Consider the following 18,042-nt stretch of genomic DNA (forward strand, 5'->3'; position numbering starts at 1 on the left):
ATTGAAGTAGGTATTCCCACGCTATACGTGGGAATAATTCGTGAAGTATCGTCTTTCTTTTAAGCTAAGTGCTTATTAGAAGTTGTAACGAGCTACAAAACGAACAATATCGTTGTGATCTTCTGCTGTAGAACCATTATCTTTATCAAAGTCTTGAGAGATATAAGCTGCTAATAAGTTTACATCACCAACTTTAACTTTATATACTAATTCTATATCTAATAAGTCTTGTCCTTGACTTTTAGAACTTGCATCTGTGTATCTCTTTAAGCTAGCCTTACCAGTATCTGACATTGAACCTTGAAGTATAATTTTACCATAGTTACCAGTGTTATAAACACCTTTTAACATTATAGTATTTGAATCAAGTGCAATCCAATCTTGGTTGGCAATCATTTGAGTATAAAGTGGTGTTTTAACACCAGTTGTGTTTCTAATAGCTACATTTGCATCAGTTTCATCACCACTAATTGATGTATATGCTAAAGATAAAGATAAAGCGTCAATTGGTTTCATTCCAATTTTAGCACCAAGTGCTGTTGTATTTGCCATTTTAACTGCTTTAAAATTATCAGGTGCAATTTGACCACCTTGAAGACCGAAGTTAAGACCCATTGGTAAGTCTTTAGAAGCAACTTTTGCATCAAGCCACATAACATTCGCACCAATATCTCCAGCAGTCAAAGTTGTTGCAATTTTTGCTAAATCATAGTATGAAGCAGTAACTGTAGTCATTGGTAATGACTTATTTTGAACAGTTAACATATATGCAGTTCCGCCAACTGTAGTTGTACCACCAGCATCAGCACTAACTACTAAATCAGTAAATGAGCTCATGTTGTTACCAAAACCATTACCATTACCTTTAGCAACATAAGCACCAACGATAGTAGTTTTTGGAATATCAGTATTAACTACTAATCCAGCGTCGAAAGTATTTTTGAATACATTCCAACCTTCTGAGAATGCAAATGGAGAAAGTGCTTTAGGAAGCTCTTGACGACCAAGCTTAATAGTTGTTTTTCCCATTTTTTTAGCTATAAATAATTTACTAAAGTAAATGTCATCAGAAATTGATTTTTCAGTTCCTGTAGTGCCATTTGTATTTTGCATATCAGCATTAACAAGATTTTTTTCTAATCCAAGTGTAGTTAAATAATTAATTTGTGAACCAAATGTGAAATCATTTTTAAGATCAGCATCTAAGTTTAATTGAACACCGAAATTTCCTTTTGAATTAGCTGCACCACCATTAGCAGTAAATAAGTCTTTGCCACCATTGTTACCCAACGTATTATAGTAAACCACTGCTTGACCAGTTGTTACAATATCGATACCCTTATCAGCAGCTACTGCTGATGTTACGATTAGCGACGCTGCCGCTAAAGAAACTAAAGTTTTTTTCATTCTAATTCTCCTGTTTTTTTTAAACGATACCACTTAAGAGAAGTGATAACTGAGTAACAGAAATGTCATTCAACTATCCCTTCTCAAAGTGTGGTTCATTTTGAGACCTCATATTGTACAAAGGTAATTTTTAAATTAAGTTTAAAGTGTCTTTTTTATTAGTTATTTGTTACCTTTTGTGCTTTAATAGAGTAATTTGTCATTATCTGACTGACTTTTAGCCTAAAACTCATGCTTAACTTTATAAACTTAAGCCAAAGTATTAATCTGATATAATCAGTTTATGAGATTCAGAAATATTAAAAAACAACAGAAAAACAAAATAGATAAGACAAAAGTAAAATATGTGTACGCAAAATACATAGATAGAGTAAAAGCATTTATTACTGATATGTTTATGATATATGCTCCTATACTATATATTACAGCTTATATTATTATGGACGGAAAGGATGATTTTCAATCATCAGAAATAGCACCACTTTTAGGTATTACTCTTTATGGGTTTATATACGCTTTACTACTAAGTAAATTTGGTCATACTCTTGGTAAAAAAGCTTATGAAATTAAAGTTGTAGATGCTAAGACTGGAGAATACATTAGTTTTTTTAAAGCAGCTTTTAGATTTATAGCATTTTTATTTACTGCTGCAACTCTCTTAGGTTTAATTATGCCATTTTATAGAAAAGATAAAAAAGCTTTACATGATTTATTATGTGGAACGATTGTAGTTTCAGAAATAAAGTAAGGCTTAATTAGTTAAATCTATATAAATATTTATGAATGATTTGTTAAGATAGAAGAAGTTTGATAAATAAAAGGGCTAAGACAAAAAGTCCTAGCCCTTGAATATAGATGAAGTTTTAGCTTCATACTTTAGTGACCATAGCGGTCCAAGCGGAGTAAAGTGGATTATTCCACTTTACAGACTTACTAGTGTAAGTCTTTCCATACTTGTTTTTTCCAAAGAAGAGCAAAGATTGCAAATATGACGATATAAATCATTACATTTTTACCTACTTCAGCTCTTTCATGACGTTTAGTATCACCAGCGTCTTTCATATATTCAATAACTTTAGCAGCACTATCTGCAGTAACACCAACACGCGGCATAGCTGTACCAGCTAAATGATTTTGAGGATTTTCAATTAGAGTACTAATAAACTGCTCATTACGAGAACGGATATACATACTTAAATCTGGTGGTAATTTACCCATATAAGATTTTAGTGAGTCTTGATATTCTAATACTTTGATATCAAATGCTAACTCATCTTTTTTATCTTTAAATCCTGATTTAGTACCAATTTGAGTCCATTTTTCATAACCAACTGCATGACATCTACCACAAGCATTTTCAAATGCCATTTTAGGAGTTACATCAGCAGGGCTAACAGCAATAGACTGTAAGTAAGCTACCATATCAGCAATTTCTTGGTCTATGTCTCCACCCATACCATAGAATGGTACCATTGGATGCATTTGAGCTTTTGCTTCATCAAACTTATGCTCAACTTTTAAAGCATGTGCAGGATTTTTAATTAGCTCAGCTAAAAATTTAGCATCGTATATAGCACCAGCATTACTTAAATCTGGTGGATTAACACCATAGCTTTGTGCTGCCATTACTGAATCCATTGGCGCAGGCATTCCCGCTGTTTCAATTGAGTGACAGCCAGCACAACCAGCATTCATCACTAACTCTTTACCGTTTACTGCATTTCCAGTTTTAGTTATTTCTGGTAAATCAGCATATGTAAAATTTTCACTATCTACATGCTTGTGCATTACATGGTGAGCATAAGGCTCAACCAAATAATAAGTTACAAGTGAAAAGAATATTACAACTGCTAATATTAATGGTTCTTTATTTTTCATCTTTATCTCCCTATAACTTTTTTTCTAATGATGTAATAATTGGCAATGCTACCCACATAGCTATAAATATAATAGCTGCATATAGACCAATTGTACTATATATACCTTCTGGAGGTAGTTTACCCATAGCTGTAAGAACGATCATAACAATAAGCATTCCCCAGAACCAGTACTTAAATGCTCCACGACGAGAAGCAGGAACAGAATTAGGACTTCTATCTAAGAAAGGTAAGAACACAAAAATAACCTGTGCAAATCCAAATAGTGCTAAACCAAGGTCAATATTAAATGGACGTAAAATTTCATAAGACCATAAGAAATACCACTCAGGGTAAATATGAGCAGGTGTTTTAAGACCATCTGCTGGGTCAAAGTTTACTGGATCCATTGCAAAACCATAATTATAAAAAGTAAGATAGAAAAAGAATATTAAGAAAATTCCAACTACCATCATATCTTTAGACATAAAGTCATTAGCAAATCTCATTACTTTTGAACCAACTTTGTCGCCATCTAAATATTTTTTAGACTCAGCATCAAAATCAATTTCTTCACCATCTTGATTATTTACGTGTGGTATTCTTAGAGCTGCAAAGTGAAGTCCAATAAGACCCATAATTGCTAAAGGAACAAGAAGAACGTGTAACATAAAGAAACGACCTAAGAATGCTTGTGCAGGAACATAATCCCCACGAATCCACTCTACTAAACCGTCTGCATGTAATGAACCACCGCTAAACAAGTTAGTAATAACCATACCTGCCCAGTAAGACATTTGTCCCCATGGTAACATGTAACCTGAAAATGCTTCAGTTGAAAATGCAATAAATAAAAGCATTCCTGAAATCCAAATCATTTCACGACCTTTTTTATAAGAACCGTAATAGATACCTGTAAACATGTGAATATAGATAACTAAGAAAACTACAGATGCCGCAACACCATGTACATGTCTCCATAACCAACCAAAATCAACTTCTCTCATTATTGTATAATTTACACTATTAAATGCTTCATCAACAGTTGGTACGTAGTACATCAATAAAAATATACCAGAAACTACAAGCAGTGCGAAAGTGATTACAAGAACCATACCCATTGCCCATAAGAAGTTAATATTTTTTGGAATCCAATACTCAGATGCCATTACCTTTTCGACTTTTTCAATTGCTAATCTTTGGTTTAACCAATCTTTAACACTTGTTGCCTTTGTAAAATGTGCCATTTACTCTCCCCCCCTAATTTATAGCGTAACGCCATTATCTTTCATAGTTTGCCACTCAGGACCAACTTCACCAAGAACTAACGTATTACCTTCAATTTTAAATGGAGGAATATCAAAACCTCTTGGAGGTGGTACTTTTGTTACTAAACCAGATGCGTCAAACTGTCCACCGTGACATGCACATAGGAAATCACCTTCAGCCTCTCTAAATGCTGGAATACAGCCTAAGTGAGTACAAAGACCAATAGCAACCATAAAGTTATCATTACCAATTTTAATATTTCTGGCTTCTGCTGCTGCGTTACCTTTTTCTTTTTCCATAACTGCTGCTGATTTCTTAAGAACAAAGATAGGTTTCCCTCTCCATTTCTCAGTAACCATAAGGCCTTCTTCGTATATACTCATATCTAAAGTTGTAAAACCAGCTGCTTTTACACTTGGTAATGGATCCCAACTCTTTTTCATTGCGACCAATGAACCTACTGCGCCAACTGCTGCTACTGCACCAAACGCTTTACCCATAAAACCTCTACGGCTGTTACTTTTCATATCTGCTCACTTCAGTGTGAATTTTAAAGCAAGATTATATACTAAATTACTTTTAAGTAGCTATAAATTTAAGCTCTCTTTTATAAAATCACTTAATCTTTCACTATTATGTTCCACATTGTAATACTCGTGCTTTTCAAGCCCTTGCAATATTGTCAAAAGTTGACAATTTTCATAATTTTCAACTATAGGAATATTCATTTGATTAAAGAGTTTTTGGAAGTCTTTAGGGTAATCTTTTCTTTGAATAAAAATTGGTTTACCACCTGAAGCTAAATTTTCTAAAGCTGCTTGAGGAGACGCAGTTATTAAAATTTTTGATTTTTTTATAACTTCATCATAATCTTCAAATTCATGGTTATTTTGAAATTTATCTTTTAACATATCTTCATAATCAAGAAAATAATAAAAACCTAAAAGTAAATCTGGATTTAAACTATCTAGAAGTGAGATATTTTCTTCTAGTTCTTTTTCATAATCATCATCTCCAAAAAACAGAGAAAGTTCTATACTTTTTTCACACTTATCAAAATACTTATCATCAATCACAACTGTCTTACAAATATCTGTTCCATCTAAATATGGAGAAATTAAAAATTCTTCATTTTCTTTTTTATCATCTTTACTATCTGCGATTCTTATAAACTTAGAAAAATATTTTCTCATGTCATCCAACATTATTGGATTTGCCTCATCAGAATCAAAAATAATTCTATCACCATGATGTGATATTTGCGGGATATTTCGAACCACATCTATCCCAACACTTGTATCAATACCAAACTCAGATGCCACTTGTGCAATACGAAAATCTGAACATAGAAGTGTAATATCAACACCCTTTAAAAGACGTATTATTGTGCTTGCTCTTCTAAATCTATCTAAACCTATTCTATGACCTGTATGTACGTAGTAAAATGTCTTCATTAATTTTCCTATTTATTCGTAAAAAGAACGAGTCTCTTTTACTTTGTATCGACCTTATGGTCACTTAGATTATTTTTTCTTCTTTGCAATTCTTATATAAATATGTAGTATTTCTACAGCTGCAGGTGTTATTCCACTTATTTGCATTGCAGCTTGAAGTGTAGGAGGGTTAAACTCTTCTAGTTTTTCAACTATTTCTTTAGATAAACCACTTACTTGTTTAAAATTAAAACCTTCAGGTATAGCAATTTTTAGATACTTTTTCATTCTCTGTATCTCTTCGCTTTGTTTTTCTATATAACGTGCATACTTACCTTCTACTAATATTTCTTCTTTTATGTAATCATCATATATATCTAACTCAGGGATTAACTTTATCATCTTATCGACATCAAAACTCTTTCTTGCAACTAACTGCTGAGCTGTAGAAATATCTTTAATCGCCACTTCATCCATTGACTCTAAAAATGATATAAATTCTTTGTTTGGTGTGAACTTTGTATCTTCTAAAAGTTGAGCACCTTCTTTTATTTGCTTATTTTTTAACTCTACATTGTGATAAAATTCATCACTTAAAAGTCCAAGTTTATTTCCATAGTAACTAAGTCTTGTGTCAGAAGATTCTTCACGAAGAAGTAGTCTATATTCAGCACGTGAAGTAAACATTCTATAAGGCTCATTTGTTCCCTTAGTTACAAGGTCATCAATAAGAACACCTATATAAGCCTCATCACGTCTTAAAATAAGAGGTTCTTTTTCTTGTATAGAAAGAGCCGCGTTTATCCCAGCCATAAGACCTTGAGCAGCTGCTTCTTCATAACCTGTTGTTCCATTGATTTGTCCCGCTAAATAAAGACCTGATATTTTTTTAGTCTCTAAGGAATGTCTCAGTTCACGTGGATCTACAAAGTCATACTCTATAGCATAGCCATAACGAACTATCTTTGCATTCTCTAGACCTTTTACAGACTTTATCATTTCACGTTGCACTTCGGGTGGAAGAGAAGTTGACAAACCATTTATATAACATTCTGTATTGTCCATTGTTTGTGGTTCTATAAAAAGATGGTGTCTATCTTTATCTGCAAATTTACTTACTTTATCTTCTATACTTGGACAGTATCTTGGACTTTTACCTGCTATTTGACCTGTAAAAAGTGGTGCTCTGTAAAAATTTGAAGAGATTATTTCATGTGTTGACTCGTTTGTATAAGCTATAAAACATGGAAGTTGTTTTTTTGTTGCTCTAAATTCTTCTCTATTAGTACGAAAGCTAAATGGACTAGGAAGTTCATCCCCACCTTGCTCTTCCATAACAGAAAAATCAATAGTTGAGCTATCTATTCTTGCACAAGTACCAGTTTTAAGACGTGATAAACTTAAGCCACAATCATCTTTAAGTGAAGCACTTAAGCCTTCACTTCTCTCTTCTCCGTAGCGTCCACCTTTTTTTTGAACTTCTCCAATATGAAGAATTCCATTTAAAAATGTTCCTGAAGTTACAATTACTTTTTTAGCTTTATATTCATTTAGCAGGTCAGTTTTCACACCTTTAACAGTAGCATCTTCAATAATCAAAGACTCCGCTGTTTCTTGTACTAAGTGTAAGTTTGGAGTATTAAGTACTACATTTCTAGCAATAACTCTATATTTATCCATATCAATTTGTGCACGGCTTCCACGAACAGCTGGGCCTTTAGTTTGATTAAGTATACGAAATTGTATTCCAGCTTCATCCGTAATAAGACCCATCTCTCCACCAAGTGCATCTAACTCACGAACTAAGTGACCCTTAGCTAAACCACCTATTGCAGGATTACAACTTGTAGCACCAACATTATCAGCTAGCATTGAAATCATAAGAGTCTTGTTTCCCATTCTTGCAGAGGACAAAGCAGCTTCTACACCAGCATGTCCTCCACCAATAATTATTACATCATAATTCATATATTTATTCCTACTGTTTATACATCTCAACTAAAGCTTCGCCTTTGGCGAGAAAAATTTTAATTTTTAATTTAGCCGAATTTTATCATATTTGAGTATCATTACCATAATATATATAGAATTACTTAAGGTTTTTCAAAATGAGTGAAGATACAAAAGATTTATTTAAAGATTATGTTCCAGAAGTTATTGACTTTGATGAAGAAGTTGATGGTAATGATGAGCATAAAGTTAGAGAAGAACATCTAAATACAAAAGAAGCTCTTCTTAAAAAAATTAAAGAGAAAAACTCGAATAAAAGAAGTTTTAGACTACCTATTCGAACAGAAAATGAAAAAAGTTAAAGAAGAAATCATAATAAAAGGACACACTTGTTTACAGGTCTTATAAGAGAAATGGCTACAGTTAAAAGCTTCTCAGGAAGTGAGTTAAGTGTAAGATCAAAATACAAAGCAAAGCTTGGTGATTCTATTGCCATCAATGGAGCATGCCTAAGTGTTGTTAAACTTTCAAACGATGGATTTAGTGTAGAGTTATCTCCAGAATCTCAAAAACACTTAGTTCTTGAAAACTACCAGAATGAAGTTCATATTGAACCTGCTATGATGATGGGTGATAGATTTGAAGGACATATTGTTCAAGGGCATACAGATGCTATCGGTACAATTAAAGAGATAAGAAATAGTGGAAATTCTTTTGATGTATTTATAAATATCGACAAAAAGTTCATCCCATATATTGTGCCAAAAGGTTCAATAACTATAGATGGAGTAAGTCTGACAGTTAATGATGTTAACTCGGAAAGTTTTAGACTTACTATCATACCAATAACGATGAAAGAGACTCTTTTTAAAAACTATCGTAAAGGTAGTAGAGTAAATGTTGAAACAGATATGTTTGCAAGATATGTCTCACATATCATATCTCATCAATCTAAGAAGAGTAAAGATATAACATGGGATGACGTAGACTCTATTTCAGCTAGATACTAATCCATTAAAGGTTTAGCATCTGGATTACACGATATCTTGTGTTGCATATCTACAAGAGCGAACTCTTCTAGTTTAATTCTAGATGCTACAGTAGATGCTCTTATCCCATCTTCATTATTTAGATAAAGATTAAAGTCATTTTTATACAGAGCAAGTCTTATTGCAAGAGCTATTGAATAAGTAGTTAGCACTCCATCTTTTTTCATCGCATTTTTAATATCTTCAAAATATTGTAAAGTCCAAAGCATTGGGTTAGAACTTGGTGAAAAAGCATCTTGATAAACTATGTCAAACTTATTTTTAAATTCCCTCACATATTCTCTTGCATCTCCAATAAAAATCTCTATATGAAAATCTGCATCACGATAGATGCCATGCTCACACAACTCTATAATTATGTGTTTAAACTCATCAAACTCTTTGGGATAGCTAAAATCTTTTAAAGATGATATAAGAGTAGCATCTAACTCAGGAGAATAGATATTTAGCTTAGATGTAAGGGAATGCTTTTTATGATAATAAAGCGTAGCTAGAGTATTAAAACCTAAACCATAACAAATATCTAGTATATTAATTTCTTTTTGATTTTCTTTGATTTTAAAAGCTGGATGTACATGCTTTAAAAGCGACTCTTTCGTCGCTCCATCTTTTGTAGAGTGATAGTGTTCATCATACTCTTTTGAATAAGCTGTAAATGAACCATCTTCACTTAAAACTATCTCATGAAGTTCATCATTAAATTTATCCACTAAAGTCCATTACCCCACATATGCATCTTCTTTGCAATAACTAAATCATATCCCTCAACTATATCAATATCATTAGGCGCGCGAAATTCAAACTCTTCTAAAAGAGCTTTTGTAGCATCTACGTCCATAATGCCTTTTTTTTCCATAATAATTATATTGGCAGTATTTGCTAGTGTTAAGTATGCTAATTTTAAAATCATTTTTGGGTTTTCATGTTTATGAAAAATATCTTTTAAAATTACCATATCATTGTCTCTTGGTAATGCCCGAAAAGCTTGTGAAAAATTTAGATTGTCTTCGTTATATAAAGCAAGATTAACTTCACCATTGACACTTTCCATCATAGATTTTAGTGCTGTAGTAATCTCATCTTCACAGGTACTCACTTGAAGATAGTGATTTCCGGGAAGAGGAGTAAATAGTTGTAAAAATTTATCTAAATTCATCTTAGTAAGCTAAATCGTGAAGCTCTTTAAATAAATATGCTTCAACAATATCATCTATACTTCTTTGAGTATGTGCAACTAAAACCATCATGTTTTTTTCCATAAAAGGCCATACATATTCTTTGTCATTTGAGACAACAACACACTCACTAAACTTTTCAAAACTGTCTTTATCATTAGAGTGATTTACTTCTACCAACTGACCTTCTTCAACTAATAGTTGGGCCCAGATTTTTACATCATCAAGCTTAGTTAAAGAAGATTCTTGGACTTCATCACTATCCATTGGTAGTAAGATATACATCTAGTCTTCTACTTTTGCTAAGTCCAGAGAAAGTGCATCGTTATCCATAATATCTATATCTTTACGAAGTACAGCAGAAGCAATATCTTTAGCATCTGAGAGTGAGTGCATCTTATATGTACCACATTGATATATGTTTAGTTCTGGAATATCTTTTTGCTCTTTAACTTCTAAGATATCTTTCATTGATTTTTCCCAAGCGTTTGCAACCACTTCTTCTTCAGGTTGACCAAGAACACTCATGTAAAAACCTGTTCTACAGCCCATTGGTGAAATATCAATAATTTCAGTAGTAGAAGAGTTTAAATGATCTCTCATGAAACCTGCAAAAAGGTGCTCTAGTGTATGAATACCTTCTGATGAAAGAATATCTTCATTTGGTTTTACGAAACGTAAGTCAAAAACTGTAATGTCGTCTCCAGATGGAGTTTTCATTCCCTTAGCTTTACGAACTGCTGGTGCTGGCATGATAGTATGGTCAACTGTAAATGAGTCTAATAATGGCATATATAATTCCTTAATTTAATTGAAGTATTGTAGCGAATTTTTGATGTTAAAAAATAAATATAAAAAATTAGATAAGTTATAAGGAAAAATTGATAGATTAAAAGTTTTAGATTTGGTGTAGATTGTGTTTAACTTAGATAAAGGCTAGGCTAATAGCCTGCCGTATCTAAGTTGGACGCAATATGCGCCGAAGCTAGAAGTTTTTAAACTTTTGCTTCTTCACGTCTTTGTAGATATGCCCAGTTAGCGTCTACACGTTCTTGCCACTCTTTGATTAAGTACTTGTACTCATCTTTGAATAAGTGTTTGAAACGTCCTTGTGCAGCTAAATACTCTTCAACTGGCACAATGTTTTTAGGTCTGTAAGTAATATTAAATTCTTTACCACCAATAATTTCATAAAGAGGGAAAACCAATGAATCAGTAGATAAGTCAGCTAAATGCATTGTATCTTTAGGATCAAATTTCCACTCAGTTGTACAAGGTGAAACTGCATTAATAAATACTGCACCTTCAGTTGCAAAACCTTTTTGGATTTTTTTAACCATATCTTTCCATTTATTTGGAGCAACTTGCGCCGCATATGGAATGTTATGAGCTGCCATAATACCTAGCATATCTTTTTTGTTTGTTTTTTCACCGTAAGAAATCTTACCTGCAGGTGAAGTTGTAGCAGAAGAACCAATAGGAGTCGAGCTTGAACGCTGACCACCAGTATTTGCATAAACTTCATTATCAAGAACAACATACATCATGTCATGGTTTCTTTCCATACAGCCTGAAATCCACTGAAAACCGATATCATAAGAAGAACCGTCTCCACCAAAAGCTACAAACTTAGGGTTTCTCTCAGGTTGCTTTAAACGACCTTTTGTTTTAAGTGCATTATACATTGACTCTGCACCAGCAACAGCAGTTGAACTATTTTCAAAACCGATGTGAATCCAAGAAGCATCCCATGATGTATATGGATAAACTGAAGTACAAACTTCTAAACAACCAGTTGATGCAGCTAAAACTAAATCATCATTCGTTGCATTTAGAACTTCACGAACAATGATAGAGTGAGCACAACCCGGACATAAAAGGTTTGCACCTTCAAAACGGTCTGCTGATGTTGAAAACTCTTTTAAGTTTTTAATTTTTTTCATTTCACTCATACTAATTTCCTATAAATAAGATAGTTTCGGTCCACGAACACCGATAAACTGTTGTTGTTGAGTAGTTAATTTACCAGCATCTGCATTTGCTTGAAGCTCTTTGTAAAGATCTACTAAGTTTGCCTTAGTTAAGTCACGACCACCTAAACCATAAACATATCCAGAAAGTAGTACTTTTGAATCTGTATTGATTAGTGAACCTGCAACTTCATTAAACATTGCCCCAGCTGCGCCATTTGGAGATGAACGATCAAGTACAGCAACTGCTTTAATATCTTTAAGTGCATCAGCTACTTCCATAAATGGGAATGGACGAATAACACGAAGTCCAACAACACCTGCTTTAATTCCTTTAGCTCTCATCTCAGTTGCAACTTCACGAGCAGTTTCAACTGAAGTACCTAAACAAAATACTGCAACATCAGCATCAGCCATGTCATAACATTCTACTGGATTATATTTACGACCACTAAGTTTCTCAAAGTCAGCGAATACTTCATCTATTTTTGAAGGTACTTTTACCATAAGGTCATTATGTTGACGAGCTTTATGCTCAAAGTGCCAATCTTCTTCTGTTTGAACACCATGAGTTACTGGATGTTCAAAATCCAGCATATCATTCATTGGTTTATAAGTACCAACAAATTCAAATGCTGCATCATCAGTAAGGGGGTAAACACCCTGAGCAGTATGAGATGTCATAAAACCATCTTGATTAACTATTGCAGGAAGTCTAATATCATGATCTTCAGAAACTTTAAAAGCTATAAGGTTCATGTCATATGCTTCTTGCGGGCTAAATGCATCTAACTGAATCCAACCACTATCACGAGTTAAATACATGTCAGAGTGATCGCCATTAACGTTTAAAGGTGCAGCTAAAGCACGGTTTACAAGATTTAAAACAATTGGTAAACGCATACCAGAAGCTTGGTAAAGTGTCTCAACCATAAGTGCAAGACCTTGAGAAGATGTTGCAGTAGCAACACGACCACCAGCAGCAGCAGCACCAATACATGCAGACATAGCAGCATGCTCAGACTCAACCATTACAAATTCACCCTCAATATAGTTGTCAGATTTAAATTTTGCATATCCTTCAACAATAGGAGTTGATGGAGTAATAGGATAAGCAGCAACAACATCTACTTGTGCTTGTCTTAAAGCTTGAGCAGCAGCGAAATTTCCATCCCATACTTCAAGATCTCTTAATTCAATTTTATCAAATGCCATTACTATTTCTCCTCATCTTTTGCAGGCCACGATGCGATCTCTGCCTCATCTTCTGATTGTTCTGGGAACATAATAAGTGATTTTGGGTTTGTCGGACAAACTTCAGCACAAATTCCACAGCCTTTACAGTGATCCATATCTATACCAATCATTTTCTTATCTCTTGAAATAATTGAAACATCTGGACAATAAATCCAACAAAACTGACAATCAATACAGTAATCTTTGTTAAAAATTGGCTTAATCAGTCTCCAGTCAGCAACACTAGCAGTATATGAACTGTTCTCAGAATAAGAGCGATCGTCTTGACTTGTTCCAGCTATATTATCTATGCTTCCATCGAATGTACGAAGCATAGCTCCGATTTCGAATTCATCCCATCCTTTTTTCATCATCATTAATTCCTTATTTCACTTCGTCATAAGCACGTTGAATTGCAATCATATTTGCATCAATAATCTTCTGTGGTAACTTTTGAAGAATTCTTTTCATGCTTTCTTTAAAAAAGTCTATTTCATACATCTTAGAAATTTTCATAAATGCGCCGAGCATTGGTGTGTTTGGAATAGGACGACCAATTGTTTCGTTTGCAATTGTAATACAATCGACAGTATGAACTTCTTTACCCGCTAACTTTGGTTGAGCTTTTACAAGTTCTTCCTTAGTTAAGTGAGTAGTAATAATATACTTTGTATCTTCCTTAGCATTTATAGTCACATCTGATGTGTAAACTAACGCAGGGTCAATTACAAAAACAAAATCTGGCTCCATATACTTTTCATGATTCATAATCACACTATCGTCAACCCGATTATAGGCTGTCATTGCAGCTCCACGCTTAGCAGATCCGTAAAATGCAAATGCTTGCACATGTTTACCCGTTGTTGAAATAACATCTGCTAAACCTTTTGCTCCAGTTACAGCACCTTGGCCAGCACGACTATGCCATCTAATTTCTAGCATAAATTCTCCTTCTTTTTAATACATAAGAATCTTCAATCCTAATTACATGTATTCTAGGGAACTTGCTCTTAAATATAGCTTGATACATTATATAATCTTATAAAGTCAAGAAATGTGTTTCGTTTTGCGATTTTGTAAAAACTTAATTGCATCCAATGCATCATCAAAAATAACATCTGTAAATTGACTTAATATATCACAATTATCGTATCCAGTTAATACACCTATAGAGTGTACACCCGCATTATTTGCGGATATTAGATCTAATTTTGTATCACCTATCATCCAAACTTCTTCATTGCTATAATCAAGAGCATTTAGGGCTTTTACTATAGGTTCTGCGTCCGGTTTTGGCTTCTCAACATCTTCTCTGCCAATCAAAACTTCAAAATATTTCATCAGCTCAAAATGCTCCATTAAAACCTTAGAATATTTTCCTGTTTTTGTTGTAACTATACCAAGTTTTGCAAATTCATTAGCTTGAATTACTGCTTCTTTTGCATTAATCAAAAGAGAGGTTTTTTTCGTAGCAATTACTCTGTAGTACTCTTTATAAGTTGCTACATAGTCCCAAACAACATCTTCATCTACTCCTAATTCTCTGTACATAACATCTAATGGATATCCTATTAAAGATGCTATATCTTCGTCTTTTGGATGTGGATAGTTATGTTCTTTAAAAGAGTGGTGAAATGTCTCTAAAATCGCTTCTGTCGAGTCAATTAGTGTTCCGTCTAAATCAAAAAGTATAATCAATTTTTTTCCCATTGTATGTAATTATGCCAGATGCCACCAAGGCTTGGCTCTATATTTTTAATATCTTTATTTACTGTAGTAATAGAGTTAGGAATATATAAAAATAGGTATGGATTATCATCAACGATAATCTTAAACATTTTTTGCCATATTATTGCCAACTTCTCTCTATCAACTATGGTTTGAGATTCTTCTATCATCTTATCAAGTTTTTTGTTTTTATAACCAACAAAATTAAAAGCACCCTTTTTATCGTTATCGCTATGCCATATAGAATATGGATCGGGAGTAATAGATAGATTCCAAGCAAGAACTAAAGCATCAAACTTATGTGGAAAAACTACCATATTTAAAAATGCCTGCCATTCCATTACTCTAAGTGTAACTTCTACCCCGACCTTTTTTAACTGGTGCTGTAAAATCTGGGCAACGTAAGGTCTTATAGCATTAGAGTTTGATGTAACTATCTCAAATTGCAGGGGATTATTTTCGTCATATCCAGCTTGAGCTAAAAGCTGTCTTGACTCTTTTATATTTTGAGTAGGTGCTTTTACATCTTTATTAAAAGCTATAGAACCAGGGAGGAATGGACCCGTACAAACTTTAGCATGTGAGAAAAATAATATATCCATAATTTCTTGTCTATTTATAGCTAAAGAGACAGCTTTACGAACCCTTGGGTCTTGGAATTTTTTCAACCTAAGATTAAATCCCAAGTATGTATATGAGTGACTTATCTTTTCATATACATTGAACTTAGAAAAAAACGCATCAGTTAACTGTCTCTCAAACTGCATAGGTTCAATACTTCCAATATCAAGTGCAGAAGATTTTAACATCAAAAATCTTGTCATAGGATCAGCTATAACATGAAAAGATATTTCATCAATTTTTGGTACACCTTCAAAATAGTTTTTATTTGCTTTTAAAATAATATTTTTAGAATGTTCTAGTAGATGCAGCTTATATGGCCCAGTACCAATGGGATTTGTATTAAATTTGGAACTCATCATATTTTGTTCATTTTGCAAAATATGTTTTGGTAATATCCCCATTGCCCAAACTTCAAATGCTTTAAAGTAAGGTTGTTTATATATGACTTTTACTGTCAGTTTATCAATAGCCTCTACACTTTTTACAAATCTAAATCCCGCACTATATGGTGTAGATATTTTAGGTGACATTATAGTTTCATAGGTAAAAACAACATCAGCGGAACTAAACTCTTTACCATCATGCCAGAGAACATTTTCTTTTAATTTAAAAATAACCGTAGTATTATTTTCAAAATAAAACTCTTTAGCTAAGTCTCCAATAATCTCTTTATTGTCTTTATCATATTTAACAAGTCCGTTAAAGATAAACCCTGCTATCTCTGAAGAACTAGAGTCAGTAGCAAGCAAAGGGTTTAATCTAGATGGATTTGTCGAGGTTGCAAGATGCAAGGTTGAAGCAAATATATTTATAGATAAAAAAAGTAGTAATAAAAATTTCACCACTAAACTCTTAGTTTATTGCTTTATCATTAACACTCAACTTACCATCATTAAGTTTGATTTCAAAAACAAGATTGTTGCCATCTTCTTTAGCTAGTGAATTTGCCATCCCTGTTATAGGTGCTTCTTCGTTTACAATAGCATAGAGCTCTTTTGAAAACTTTATTGTAGATGCAAGGTTTAAATTTTTACTCAGAGACATTGGAGCAGTTTGTAATTTTTTTGCTAAATCTGCATCTTCTTTTAAAACTACTTTTGCCATTAAGCTAAAGCCATCTATTGGTTTTTGATTTTCTATTCTTACTTGTTTGATAGACATATCTGCGATACTAAGTGATAAACCTTTTGAAAATATTCTTTTAAGTGATTCTTGAAGTTTATACTCAAAATCAGGAGAATTATTTGCATTTGCATGAGAAGTTAGTTTTCTGAACTCTTCATATGAATCTTTATCTACACCATCTAAAGAGATGTCATAGTTAAATCCTGAAGCTCCTATGTTTGCATCTTTAGAATTAAATTTAAACTCTCCAATAGAACTCTTTGCATTGAACTCTGCTTTTTCTCCTTGAGTATTTGAAGATACATTTATTTTAATATTATCAAGACTAGCTTCTAACTTAGAATTATTGTCTTCATTAAGAAGAATTGATATTGATTCAATTGCAGCACCAGATAAATAAGTACTTTGTGATTCAAAAGTAGACGAAGATGTTAACTCATTCATCTCAAATCTCACTTCTTCCCCAGACTCATCAGCAATGATAACTATCTTTGCAATACTAGTTTGTAAATTTTCAGGAGCTATTAAAGAACCATTTCCATAGTATGTAGCATCAAAGAGTTTTACAGTCATTTTACTACCATTGTCAAAAATATACTCTTCATCTATATTTTTGATATAACCATCAAAAAGTTTATCAGATATATAGTAGTTCATATGATATAAAACACCTTTACCCTGAAGTAATTTATCTACATAAGTATAAAAAGGCATATTTTCTTGTTGTAGTTCTTCACTCAAATTTGTAGGAAGAGCTAAAGGATAGATATCTACTAATACTTTAGAACTAAAAGGAAAATTACTATATTCCAAATCTACACCTACTACTGCGCCTGATAACATTGCATCTATATATGGTGGTAATTGTGCATCTGAGTATTGGTTAAGATGTTCTATAAACTTTTGTCCATCTGCTAGTAAAAATTCATAATGTTTTTTTGTATTTAAGTACGAAGACTCTGTTGTAGCATTTTTCAACTCTAAACCATTAGAAGTTAAAACTGAAATTCTTGTTTTTAGAACTCCATCAACAACACTGTTACCTACTATTGGGAGAGATGCTATAACAGCAATAATTACTACGAGAGCTAAAAGAATTTTTTTCATAAATGTACCTTTTTATTAATTAAGGACATTATATATGAAATAAGTTAAATAGATTGTTTTTTGTAGAAATAGAAGGATTTTACCAATGCAAAAGCATTGATAAAAAGGTAGAA

Annotated in this window: 20 protein-coding genes; 3 read left to right on the forward strand and 17 right to left on the reverse strand. The window is 32.9% G+C overall.

Annotated features, from left to right (window positions below):
* Positions 1–75: 75 nt before the first annotated feature.
* Entirely contained in the window at positions 76–1,407 is a 1,332-nt protein-coding gene (locus QZZ48_RS00830; RefSeq protein ID WP_294960734.1) for a hypothetical protein, read from the reverse strand.
* Positions 1,408–1,753: 346 nt separating this feature from the next.
* On the opposite strand from QZZ48_RS00830, the gene QZZ48_RS00835 reads away from it, so the two are divergent.
* Positions 1,754–2,155 carry an RDD family protein gene (locus QZZ48_RS00835; protein WP_294960736.1) on the forward strand — a complete coding sequence of 134 codons (402 nt, stop codon included), beginning with the start codon at positions 1,754–1,756 and terminating at the stop codon, positions 2,153–2,155.
* 185 nt (positions 2,156–2,340) lie between these two features.
* On the opposite strand, the gene QZZ48_RS00840 is transcribed toward QZZ48_RS00835, so the two are convergent.
* The 5 genes from QZZ48_RS00840 to mnmG form a co-directional block, all read right to left on the reverse strand.
* Positions 2,341–3,285 (reverse strand): c-type cytochrome, encoded by a 945-nt coding sequence (locus tag QZZ48_RS00840; RefSeq protein ID WP_294960738.1) that lies wholly within the window; start codon positions 3,283–3,285, stop codon positions 2,341–2,343.
* Between the two features lie 10 nt (positions 3,286–3,295).
* A complete protein-coding gene (locus QZZ48_RS00845; protein WP_294960741.1) occupies positions 3,296–4,510 on the reverse strand; it encodes a cytochrome bc complex cytochrome b subunit in 1,215 nt (404 codons plus the stop codon).
* Between the two features lie 18 nt (positions 4,511–4,528).
* Complete coding sequence (gene petA, locus QZZ48_RS00850; protein ID WP_294960743.1) at positions 4,529–5,059, reverse strand: ubiquinol-cytochrome c reductase iron-sulfur subunit; 531 nt, start codon at positions 5,057–5,059, stop codon at positions 4,529–4,531.
* A gap of 60 nt (positions 5,060–5,119) precedes the next feature.
* Entirely contained in the window at positions 5,120–5,986 is an 867-nt protein-coding gene (locus tag QZZ48_RS00855; protein WP_294960746.1) for a hypothetical protein, read from the reverse strand.
* A 69-nt stretch (positions 5,987–6,055) separates the two neighbouring features.
* Positions 6,056–7,933 carry a tRNA uridine-5-carboxymethylaminomethyl(34) synthesis enzyme MnmG gene (mnmG, locus tag QZZ48_RS00860; RefSeq protein ID WP_294960748.1) on the reverse strand — a complete coding sequence of 626 codons (1,878 nt, stop codon included), beginning with the start codon at positions 7,931–7,933 and terminating at the stop codon, positions 6,056–6,058.
* 140 nt (positions 7,934–8,073) lie between these two features.
* On the opposite strand from mnmG, the gene QZZ48_RS00865 reads away from it, so the two are divergent.
* Positions 8,074–8,277, forward strand: a complete 204-nt coding sequence (locus QZZ48_RS00865; protein WP_294960751.1) for a hypothetical protein — start codon at positions 8,074–8,076, stop codon at positions 8,275–8,277.
* A 27-nt stretch (positions 8,278–8,304) separates the two neighbouring features.
* Positions 8,305–8,925, forward strand: coding sequence for a riboflavin synthase (gene ribE / locus QZZ48_RS00870; protein ID WP_294960753.1), 621 nt, complete (start codon positions 8,305–8,307; stop codon positions 8,923–8,925).
* Here the strand turns inward: ribE and QZZ48_RS00875 are convergent.
* The 11 genes from QZZ48_RS00875 to QZZ48_RS00925 all read right to left on the reverse strand — a co-directional run bounded on the left by QZZ48_RS00875 (position 8,922) and on the right by QZZ48_RS00925 (position 17,929).
* Positions 8,922–9,674 carry an MnmC family methyltransferase gene (locus QZZ48_RS00875; RefSeq protein ID WP_294960756.1) on the reverse strand — a complete coding sequence of 251 codons (753 nt, stop codon included), beginning with the start codon at positions 9,672–9,674 and terminating at the stop codon, positions 8,922–8,924. The genes ribE and QZZ48_RS00875 overlap by 4 nt on opposite strands.
* A complete protein-coding gene (locus tag QZZ48_RS00880) occupies positions 9,674–10,120 on the reverse strand; it encodes a hypothetical protein (RefSeq protein WP_294960757.1) in 447 nt (148 codons plus the stop codon). The genes QZZ48_RS00875 and QZZ48_RS00880 overlap by 1 nt, the downstream gene beginning before the upstream one ends.
* A gap of 1 nt (position 10,121) precedes the next feature.
* Positions 10,122–10,424, reverse strand: a complete 303-nt coding sequence (locus QZZ48_RS00885) for a hypothetical protein (RefSeq protein ID WP_294960760.1) — start codon at positions 10,422–10,424, stop codon at positions 10,122–10,124.
* The gene (gene luxS / locus QZZ48_RS00890) at positions 10,425–10,931 is read right to left on the reverse strand and encodes an S-ribosylhomocysteine lyase (RefSeq protein ID WP_294960762.1); all 507 of its coding nucleotides are present in this window, start codon (positions 10,929–10,931) and stop codon (positions 10,425–10,427) included.
* Positions 10,932–11,134: 203 nt separating this feature from the next.
* Positions 11,135–12,091, reverse strand: coding sequence for a thiamine pyrophosphate-dependent enzyme (locus tag QZZ48_RS00895; protein ID WP_294960764.1), 957 nt, complete (start codon positions 12,089–12,091; stop codon positions 11,135–11,137).
* A 9-nt stretch (positions 12,092–12,100) separates the two neighbouring features.
* Positions 12,101–13,324 carry a 2-oxoacid:ferredoxin oxidoreductase subunit alpha gene (locus QZZ48_RS00900; RefSeq protein ID WP_294960767.1) on the reverse strand — a complete coding sequence of 408 codons (1,224 nt, stop codon included), beginning with the start codon at positions 13,322–13,324 and terminating at the stop codon, positions 12,101–12,103.
* Between the two features lie 2 nt (positions 13,325–13,326).
* Positions 13,327–13,719, reverse strand: a complete 393-nt coding sequence (locus tag QZZ48_RS00905; RefSeq protein WP_294960770.1) for a 4Fe-4S dicluster-binding protein — start codon at positions 13,717–13,719, stop codon at positions 13,327–13,329.
* Positions 13,720–13,729: 10 nt separating this feature from the next.
* Positions 13,730–14,287, reverse strand: coding sequence for a pyruvate flavodoxin oxidoreductase subunit gamma (locus tag QZZ48_RS00910; RefSeq protein WP_294960772.1), 558 nt, complete (start codon positions 14,285–14,287; stop codon positions 13,730–13,732).
* 105 nt (positions 14,288–14,392) lie between these two features.
* Complete coding sequence (locus QZZ48_RS00915) at positions 14,393–15,043, reverse strand: HAD family hydrolase (protein WP_294960775.1); 651 nt, start codon at positions 15,041–15,043, stop codon at positions 14,393–14,395.
* Positions 15,040–16,539, reverse strand: a complete 1,500-nt coding sequence (locus QZZ48_RS00920; protein ID WP_294960778.1) for a peptide-binding protein — start codon at positions 16,537–16,539, stop codon at positions 15,040–15,042. Before QZZ48_RS00920 ends, QZZ48_RS00915 begins: the two co-directional genes overlap by 4 nt.
* A 10-nt stretch (positions 16,540–16,549) precedes the next feature.
* A complete protein-coding gene (locus QZZ48_RS00925; RefSeq protein ID WP_294960781.1) occupies positions 16,550–17,929 on the reverse strand; it encodes a DUF945 family protein in 1,380 nt (459 codons plus the stop codon).
* Between the last annotated feature and the right edge of the window lie 113 nt (positions 17,930–18,042).

The sequence above is a fragment of the Sulfurimonas sp. genome (assembly GCF_016744025.1).
Classification (GTDB): domain Bacteria; phylum Campylobacterota; class Campylobacteria; order Campylobacterales; family Sulfurimonadaceae; genus Sulfurimonas.